Source organism: Actinotalea sp., assembly GCF_041597215.1.
Classification (GTDB): domain Bacteria; phylum Actinomycetota; class Actinomycetes; order Actinomycetales; family Cellulomonadaceae; genus Actinotalea.
In genome coordinates this window covers 1-9,085 of record NZ_JBFHHB010000127.1, presented here as the reverse complement: position 1 = coordinate 9,085, position 9,085 = coordinate 1, and the positions used below count along the sequence as shown (strand labels likewise).

Here is a 9,085-nt window from a genome sequence, read left to right as displayed (position 1 = left end):
CGAGGTCGCCGAGGTCGCCGAGGAGTCGACGGAGGTCGTCGAGGAGGCTGCCCCGCGGAGCCGACGCAGCCGCTCCGCCACGTCGCGGTCCCGCGCCGCACGCACCGTCGTCGAGCCCGAGCCCGAGCCCGAGGCAGCGCCCGAGGACGACGAGGACGACGAGAGCGTCACGTCGGAGGCGCCCACGCTCGACGTGATCGCCGAGCTCGGCCGGCCCGTCGAGGCGCAGCGCTCCGCCGAGGACCGTCCCCGTCTCGCGAGCACTGCCGTGCTCTTCCAGGCGCCCGACCCGGCCGACCGGCCGCGTCGTCGGCGGGCCCAGGCCCCGGCCGGACCGCCGCAGGAGCCCGAGGCCGGGCCCGAGACCGAGGCCGAGGCCGAGGCCGAGAGCGCCGAGGTCCCCGCCGAGTCCGCTCAGCCTGCAGGGTCCCGCTCGGGCCGTGGCCGCTCCGGCCGCCGTCGTGGCCGTGCTGCCGAGACGGACACGGCAGAGGAGGTCGAGGGCTCGCCCGAGATCTCCGGCCCCGCCGCCGAGGCGACGTCCGACGACCAGGCGGAGACCGCAGCAGACGAGAACGAGGAGCCGGGCGAGAGCGGTGAGGGCGGGAACGCCCGTCGCCGTCGTCGCCGTGGTGGCCGCGGTCGCCGTCGTCCCGCCGCCGGCGAGGAGCAGGACGAGAACGACGAGTCCGACGAGTCCGCGACCGACGAGGACGCCGAGGGTGCCGGCACGGCCGACGGCCCCGACGAGGCAGAGGGTGCTCAGGACGCCGAGGGCGAGTCCGGGGACGAGGGGTCGAGCAGCAGCCGTCGTCGTCGCCGCCGCCGCAGCCGCAGTGGCCGCTCCGAGGCTCCGGTCGAGGAGACGAGCCGGACGCGCAGCCGTGGTGCGCGCGCCTCCGACGAGGTCACGGCGCTCAAGGGGTCGACGCGTCTCGAGGCCAAGCGTCAGCGCCGTCGTGAGGGCCGTGACGCCGGACGTCGCCGCGCGATCATCACCGAGGCCGAGTTCCTGGCGCGCCGGGAGGCCGTCGAGCGTTCGATGGTCGTCAAGGAGGCCAACGGTCGCGTCCAGATCGCCGTGCTCGAGGACGGCGTCCTGGTCGAGCACTTCGTCTCGCGCTCGGCCCAGAACGGGCAGTCCTCGATGAGCGGGAACGTCTACCTCGGCCGCGTCCAGAACGTGCTGCCGAGCATGGAGGCGGCGTTCGTCGACATCGGCAAGGGCCGGAACGCCGTGCTCTACGCCGGTGAGGTGAACTGGGACGCTGCGGGCCTCGAGGGGCAGCCGCGTCGCATCGAGCAGGCGCTGAAGTCGGGCGACTCGGTGCTCGTGCAGGTCACCAAGGACCCGATCGGGCACAAGGGTGCGCGGCTCACCTCGCAGATCACGCTGGCCGGGCGGTACCTCGTGTACGTCCCGGGTGGCGGGATGACCGGCATCTCGCGCAAGCTCCCGGAGAACGAGCGTGCCCGGCTGAAGAAGCTCCTCAAGGAGATCGTCCCGGAGGCGGCAGGCGTCATCGTCCGGACCGCAGCCGAGGGTGCGTCCGAGGACGAGCTGCGCCGTGACGTCCAGCGGCTCCAGGACCAGTGGGCCGCCATCGAGAAGAAGGCGAAGAGCGGGCAGGCGCCGGTCATGCTCCAGGGTGAGCCCGACCTGGCGATCCGGGTCGTCCGCGACATCTTCAACGACGACTTCGGCTCGCTCGTCGTCCAGGGCGACGGTGCGTGGTCGATGATCTCGGAGTACGTCCAGGCGATGGCCCCCGACCTGGCCGAGAAGGTCAGCAAGTGGACCGGGACCGGCGACGTCTTCGCCGCGCACCGCGTCGACGAGCAGCTCGCCAAGGGCATGGACCGCAAGGTCTGGCTGCCCTCGGGCGGCTCGCTGGTCATCGACCGCACCGAGGCCATGACGGTCGTCGACGTCAACACGGGGAAGTTCACCGGCTCGGGCGGCACTCTCGAGGAGACGGTCACGCGCAACAACCTCGAGGCCGCCGAGGAGATCGTCCGCCAGCTCCGGCTGAGGGACATCGGCGGGATCATCGTCATCGACTTCATCGACATGGTGCTCGAGTCCAACCGTGACCTCGTGCTTCGTCGGCTCGTCGAGTGCCTCGGGCGCGACAGGACCAAGCACCAGGTCGCAGAGGTCACCTCGCTCGGGCTCGTGCAGATGACGCGCAAGCGCGTCGGGCAGGGCCTGGTCGAGGCGTTCAGCGAGACCTGCCAGCACTGCGCCGGCCGCGGGTTCATCGTGCACACCGACCCGATCGACGCGCGCCCCACCGAGCAGGACGATGCCGGTGACGGCGAGGGCTCTGGCGGGTCGGCGGACTCCAAGCGCTCGCGGCGGCGCAAGGCGGCTGCACCCTCGCCGGCGGTGCCGGTGCTGCCGGAGGCCCGCGACGCGGTCAAGGCGACCCTCGCCACGATCGCGGCCGCCGCTGCGCACGCGCACGACCACGAGCACGCCCACGCGGCTCCGGTGACCCAGGAGGCCCCGCAGGCGGAGCCCGCGCCGGTCGCCGAGGCCGACGAGCAGGACGGTGCCCAGCAGGCTCCTGGGGCCTCTGACGAGGTCGTCGGGGCGACGCAGGACCCGTCTGGCGAGGCTCCCGACGTGACGCAGGACACCTCTGGCGAGGCTCCCGACGTGACGCAGGACACCTCTGGCGAGGCTCCCGAGGAGGCGCTCGTCGCAGCAGGCGGCGACGAGGAGGTCGTCCCGGAGACGTGAGGCCCGCCGTGGCCGCCCGCATTTGACCGGGCGGCCCCGGCTCCGTAACCTAGACCGTCGGTGCGCCATGCGAGCGCGCCGTTCTCTCGCGTCATCGGCCCGGCCCCCGTCGGGGGTCAGAGTGCTGGGCGCGTCGCAGACGAGTAGAGATGAGCAGCAACGTGGTGTACGCGATCGTCAAGGCAGGCGGCCGGCAGGAGAAGGTGTCCGTCGGTGACGTCGTCGTCGTGGACCGTCTTTCCGGTGACACCGGTTCGACCGTCCAGCTGCCCGCACTCCTGCTCGTGGACGGCGAGAAGGTGACCTCGGACGCTTCGGCGCTCGCCAAGGTCACCGTCACCGCCGAGATCGTGCGGGACGAGAAGGGCCCGAAGATCGACATCCTCAAGTACAAGAACAAGACCGGCTACCGCAAGCGCATGGGTCACCGCCAGAAGCTGACCCGCCTGAAGGTCACCGGCATCGCCTGAGCAGGCGCCAGTCGTTCCTCGCGGTTCGCCGCGGCTCGTCCCGAACTCTCCGCACAGCACGAAAGCAGGTCTGTCATGGCACACAAGAAGGGCGCAAGCTCCTCGCGCAACGGTCGCGACTCCAATGCGCAGCGCCTCGGTGTCAAGCGCTTCGGTGGCGAGGCCGTCAACGCCGGGACGATCATCGTCCGGCAGCGCGGCACGCACTTCCACCCCGGCGTGAACGTGGGCCGTGGCGGCGACGACACGCTCTTCGCGCTGGCAGCCGGTGCCGTCAAGTTCGGCATCCGTCGTGGCCGCAAGGTCATCGACGTGGTGACCGCCGACGCCTGAGATCCTCTGACGAAGGGGCGCACCGCATGGTGCGCCCCTTCGTCGTCCCGGCGGGCCGTCCGGTCCCGCCGTCACCACCCTCGGGTGGGCCCAGCTCGGAAGGAAGATCATGGCCACGTTCGTCGACCGGGTGGTGCTCCACGCCCGCGGTGGTGACGGTGGCCACGGCTGCGCGTCCATCCGCAGGGAGAAGTTCAAGCCGCTCGCGGGCCCCGACGGGGGCAACGGCGGCAACGGCGGGGACGTCGTCCTCGAGGTCGACGGGCAGGTGACCACCCTGCTGGACCTGCATCACGGACCGCACCGGCACGCGCCCTCCGGCACCCAGGGCATGGGGGACGACCGGCAGGGGGCGACGGGGGCCGATCTCGTCATCCCCGTCCCGGACGGCACCGTCGTGAAGTCGCTCGACGGCGAGGTGCTCGCCGACCTCGTGGGGATCGGTGCGCGCTATGTCGTGGCGGCCGGCGGTCGCGGGGGACTGGGCAACGCCTCGCTCGCCTCTCCTCGCCGCAAGGCGCCCGGCTTCGCGCTGCTCGGTGAGCCGGGCTCGGAGGCCGACGTCGTCCTGGAGCTCAAGACCATCGCGGACGTCGCCCTGGTGGGCTTCCCGAGTGCCGGGAAGTCGAGCCTCGTCGCCGCCGTCTCCGCCGCGCGGCCGAAGATCGCCGACTATCCCTTCACGACGCTCGTTCCCCAGCTGGGCGTCGTCCAGGCGGGATCGGCGCGCTACACGATCGCCGACGTGCCGGGACTGATCCCCGGGGCCAGCCAGGGCAAGGGCCTGGGGCTGGAGTTCCTGCGCCACATCGAGCGCTGCGCCGTCCTGGTCCACGTGCTCGACTGCGCGACGCTCGAGCCGGGTCGTGACCCGATCAGCGACCTGGACACCCTGCAGGCCGAGCTCGCGACCTACGCGGGCGACCTCGTCGCCGGGGGCGAGACCCCGCTCACCGAGCGTCCGCAGGTCGTGGTGCTCAACAAGATCGACGTGCCCGAGGCGCGTGAGCTCGCCGAGCTCGTCCGGCCGGAGCTCGAGGAACGCGGGTTGCGCGTCTTCGAGATCTCGACGGCGAGCCACGAGGGGCTGCGTCCGCTGACGTTCGCCCTCGCGGAGATCGTCGGTGCGGCCCGCGCCGCTGCGCCTGCCGAGCCGACCCGTGTCGTGCTGCGTCCCGTCGCCGTCGACGACTCCGGCTTCACGGTGACCCGCCGCGAGGGTGACGGGCGCGTCTGGTTCGAGGTGCGGGGCACCAAGCCCGAGCGGTGGGTGCGGCAGACCCAGTTCTCCAACGACGAGGCCGTCGGCTACCTCGCCGACCGGCTCGCCCGGCTCGGGGTCGAGGAGAAGCTCTTCGCCTCGGGTGCCGTGCCCGGTGCCGAGGTGCGCATCGGTGCGGGGGACTCCGCCGTGGTCTTCGACTGGGAGCCGACGTTGCTCACCGGATCGGAGCTGCTCGGGGGCCCGCGCGGGACCGACCTCCGGCTGGAGGACTCCTCCCGCCCGACGCGTGCGGCGCGTCGCGAGGAGTACAAGGAGCGGATGGACGCCAAGGCCGACGCCCGAGCCGAGCTGTGGACCGAGCGGGAGTCCGGGCACTGGGTCGACCCCGCGGAGTGAGGGCGCTGCGTCGGTGACCGGCAGGAGGGCGCCGCGTGGACGATCCTCCCGGGCGACCCCGATGCGGTGCAGAATGCCCGCGTGAGTCCTGACCGGGAAGTGATGGGAACGGCCGAGCGTGTCGTCGTCAAGATCGGCTCCTCCTCGCTGACCGGTGCCGACGGCCGTCTCGACCTCGACGCCCTGCGGGCACTCGTCTCCGTGCTCGCCGACCGGCGGGCGGCCGGGGGACAGGTCGTCCTGGTCACCTCCGGGGCGATCGCGGCGGGGCTCGGGCCGCTCGGGCTGCACGCCCGGCCCCGGGACCTCGCCACGGCCCAGGCCGCGGCGAGCGTCGGTCAGGGGATCCTGGTCTCCCGGTACGCGGAGGCCTTTCGCGACAGAGGGCTCCGGGTGGGGCAGGTGCTCCTGACCGCCGACGACGCCGTCCGGCGCACGCACTACCGCAATGCGAGCCGGTCCCTGGAGAAGCTGCTCTCGCTCGGGGTCGTGCCCGTGGTGAACGAGAACGACGCCGTCGCCACGCACGAGATCCGCTTCGGGGACAACGACCGGCTGGCTGCCCTCGTCTCGCACCTCGTCCGGGCGGACGGGCTGGTCCTGCTGACGGATGTCGACGGGCTCTACACGGGCCCTCCGTCGCGCCCCGGCTCGCGGCGGATCGAGGAGGTCCGCGGACCGGAGGATCTCGAGGGGATCGAGATCTCCGGACGCGGGAGCGCGGTCGGCACCGGCGGGATGGTCACCAAGCTCGAGGCGGTCTCGATCGCCGCCGGCTCCGGCATCCCCGTCGTGCTGACCAGCGCGGCGCAGGTGCGGGAGGCGCTCGCGGGGGAGCGGGTCGGGACGTGGTTCGCACCGACCGGGCGCAGGACGTCGGCGCGGCGTCTCTGGCTGGCCCATGCGGCGAGCACCCAGGGGCGGCTGCACATCGACGCGGGCGCCGAGCGCGCCGTCCTGGAACGGGGCACGTCCCTGCTGCCCGCAGGCGTGACGGCGTTCGACGGGGGCTTCGAGGCCGGCGACCCGGTGGAGATCGTCGGCCCGACCGGCGCCGTCGTCGCCCGCGGACTCGTCGCCTACGACTCGAGCGAGGTCCCTGCCCTCCTGGGCCGGTCCACCTCCGACCTGCGCGCCGACCTCGGCCCGGGGTACGACAGGGTCCTGGTGCACCGGGACGACCTGGTCCTGGTGGGCCGGTACCGGCACCCCGCTCCGGCCAGGAGGGCCGCGAGCCCTTCGCCCTCGGACGCCGCCCGCTGAGCGGTCGGCTGCCGACTACCCTGGCGCCATGACCCCATCGGCCCCCGTCGATCAGAACGCCGACCACTCGTCCGCGGCGGTCGGGCAGCCCGATCCCGCGCAGGACGCCGTCCTCGCCGTGGCCCGACGCGCGCAGTCCGCCGCGAGGGTGCTCGCGACGGCGACCAGGTCCGCCAAGGACGCCGCCCTGCACGCCCTTGCCGATGCCCTCGTCGCGCAGTCCGGGCGGATCCTCGACGCCAATGCCGAGGACCTCGCCCGGGGCCGGGAGTCGGGCACCTCGCCCGCCCTGCTCGACCGGCTCGCGCTGAGCACCGAGCGGATCGGGGCGATCGCCGACGCGCTGCGCGAGCTCGCGGGACTTCCCGACCCGGTCGGCGAGGTGGTCCGCGGCTCGACCCTGCCGAACGGTCTGCGCCTGCGTCAGGTCAGGGTGCCGATGGGCGTGGTCGGGATGATCTACGAGGCCCGCCCCAACGTGACGGTGGACGCGGCTGGTCTCGCCCTCAAGAGCGGGAACGCGGTGATCCTGCGCGGGGGTTCGGCGGCCGCCCGGAGCAACGAGGTCATCGTCGAGGTGCTCGGCACGGCGCTCGCGGGCCTCGGTCTGCCGGGGGACCTCGTCCAGTCGATCGACGCATGGGGGCGCCCGGGGGCCGTCGCGCTGATGAGGGCCCGCGGTCTGGTGGACGTCCTCGTCCCGCGGGGTGGTGCGGACCTGATCCAGACGGTCGTCCGGGAGTCGCTCGTCCCGGTCATCGAGACCGGCGTCGGCAACTGCCACGTCTTCGTCGACGCCTCCGCAGACCTGGACCAGGCGCTGGCCATCGTGCTCAACTCCAAGACCCAGCGTCTGGGCACCTGCAACACCGCGGAGACGCTCCTCGTGCACCGTTCGGTGGCCGAGGCCTTCGTGCCGGTGGTCGCAGCGGCACTGGGCGACGCGGGGGTCACGCTGCACGCGGACGCCGCAGCGCTCGCCCTGGTCCCGGCCGGGGTCACGAGCGTGCCGGCGACCGAGGTCGACTGGGCGACGGAGTACCTGTCCGCGGATCTCGCCGTCCGGGTCGTGGACGACCTCGACGAGGCGATCGAGCACATCCGCACCTGGACCTCCGGTCACACGGAGGCGATCTGCACGCGTGACCTGATCTCCTCGGAGCGCTTCGTTGCCGAGGTCGACGCAGCAGCCGTGATGGTCAACGCGTCGACGAGGTTCACCGACGGCGGGCAGTTCGGGCTCGGGGCCGAGATCGGCATCTCGACCCAGAAGCTGCACGCTCGCGGGCCGATGGGTCTTGCCGAGCTGACGACGACGAAGTGGATCGTGCACGGGGACGGCCAGATCCGTTCCTGAGGGTGCCGTGACCGCCGGTCGGGGCCGGCGAGTCACCCGTCCGGGGGCCGAGGCCTTTCGGCCCGCGTCGACGGGACGTGCGACACTGGACGCCGTCGTGCCCGTGCTCGCGGGCTCCCAGCCGGTCCCCCCAGGAGGTCGACGTGCACGCTGTGCTGCTCGCCGTGAGCGAGTCCGAGGTCGTCAACGAGCTGCCGATCCCTGCTGTCGGGTTCGGGGTGATCGCGTTCGGTGCGCTGCTCGCCCTGCTCGCCGTGACCTACGCGTTCCGCAACGTGAGCAACCGGCACTGACGGGGACGCACGGCATCTGATCGACCACGCGGCCGTCCCGGCCGACGTGCCATGACGGCGATGGAGGACATGCAGGAATGACCCAGCAACGGCCACGGGTGGGAGTGATGGGCGGCACGTTCGACCCCATCCACCACGGTCACCTGGTCGCTGCGAGCGAGGCCGCAGCGCGGCTGGGGCTCAGCGAGGTCATCTTCGTCCCGACCGGTCGGCCGTCGCTCAAGCAGCACGCGACCGTCACGGAGCCCGAGCACCGGTACCTCATGACGGTCATCGCGACGGCGTCGAACCCCCGATTCACCGTGAGCCGGGTCGACATCGACCGGCCGGGTCCGACGTACACGGTGGACACCCTGCGCGACCTCTCGGCTCTGCGGCCCGATGCCGATCTCTACTTCATCACGGGGGCGGACGCCATCGCCCAGATGGTGCGGTGGAAGGACGTCGGGGAGCTGTGGACGATGGCGCACTTCGTCGCCGTCACGAGGCCAGGGCACGTCCTCTCGCTCGACGGCATCCCCGCGGAGGCCGTCACCAGGCTCGAGATCCCGGCCCTGACGATCTCCTCGACCGACTGCCGCGAGCGAGCGGCTCGGGGGGAACCGGTCTGGTACCTGGTCCCGGACGGGGTGGTGCAGTACATCGCGAAGCACGGTTTGTATCGAGGTCATGATGAGTGAGCAGCACCCCGAGGAATGGGGAGAGCGTCGGCGGCGACGCGAGGAGGAGCGGGCGCGTCGACTGGCGGCCGAGCAGGCCTCGGCACAGCAGGTCTCGGCACGGCAGGTGCCCGTGCAGCAGGCGCCGGTGCAGCAGGCGCCGGTGCAGCAGGCGCCTGGGCCGGTCGACGCAGCGCCGGCGCCGAGCACGCGCCCCCGCTCGCGCAGGGAGCTGAGGGAGCAGAGCGCCGCAGCGGCGGCGCGCGAGCAGGCTCCGAGCACCACGCCCAGCTCCGCGGCGCCCGCGAGGCCGACTGCGCCTGCTCCGACCGCGTCCGCGAGG

8 protein-coding genes and 1 pseudogene are annotated in these 9,085 nt (G+C 72.8%); all 9 read left to right on the top strand.

Annotation, left to right across the window (positions count from 1 at the left end; translation table 11 throughout):
- Positions 1-2,746, top strand: a 2,746-nt coding sequence (locus tag ABWK99_RS10115) for an Rne/Rng family ribonuclease (protein WP_372594576.1), incomplete at its 5' end; no start/stop codon positions are given.
- Between the two features lie 161 nt (positions 2,747-2,907).
- Positions 2,908-3,216: a 50S ribosomal protein L21 gene (rplU, locus tag ABWK99_RS10110; RefSeq protein ID WP_372594578.1), complete on the top strand. Its 309-nt coding sequence runs from the start codon at positions 2,908-2,910 to the stop codon at positions 3,214-3,216.
- Positions 3,217-3,291: 75 nt separating this feature from the next.
- A complete protein-coding gene (gene rpmA / locus ABWK99_RS10105; RefSeq protein WP_372594575.1) occupies positions 3,292-3,549 on the top strand; it encodes a 50S ribosomal protein L27 in 258 nt (85 codons plus the stop codon).
- A 109-nt stretch (positions 3,550-3,658) separates the two neighbouring features.
- The gene (gene obgE / locus ABWK99_RS10100; protein WP_372594574.1) at positions 3,659-5,170 is read left to right on the top strand and encodes a GTPase ObgE; all 1,512 of its coding nucleotides are present in this window, start codon (positions 3,659-3,661) and stop codon (positions 5,168-5,170) included.
- A gap of 102 nt (positions 5,171-5,272) precedes the next feature.
- Positions 5,273-6,433, top strand: a complete 1,161-nt coding sequence (gene proB / locus ABWK99_RS10095; RefSeq protein WP_372594577.1) for a glutamate 5-kinase — start codon at positions 5,273-5,275, stop codon at positions 6,431-6,433.
- Positions 6,434-6,461: 28 nt separating this feature from the next.
- Positions 6,462-7,790 (top strand): glutamate-5-semialdehyde dehydrogenase, encoded by a 1,329-nt coding sequence (locus ABWK99_RS10090; protein ID WP_372594573.1) that lies wholly within the window; start codon positions 6,462-6,464, stop codon positions 7,788-7,790.
- Between the two features lie 143 nt (positions 7,791-7,933).
- Positions 7,934-8,083, top strand: coding sequence for a hypothetical protein (locus ABWK99_RS10085; RefSeq protein ID WP_372594572.1), 150 nt, complete (start codon positions 7,934-7,936; stop codon positions 8,081-8,083).
- A gap of 77 nt (positions 8,084-8,160) precedes the next feature.
- Positions 8,161-8,763, top strand: a complete 603-nt coding sequence (gene nadD / locus ABWK99_RS10080) for a nicotinate-nucleotide adenylyltransferase (RefSeq protein WP_372594571.1) — start codon at positions 8,161-8,163, stop codon at positions 8,761-8,763.
- Positions 8,756-9,085: pseudogene (locus tag ABWK99_RS10075) on the top strand (hypothetical protein); the annotation flags it as partial. The gene nadD and the pseudogene ABWK99_RS10075, both read left to right, overlap by 8 nt.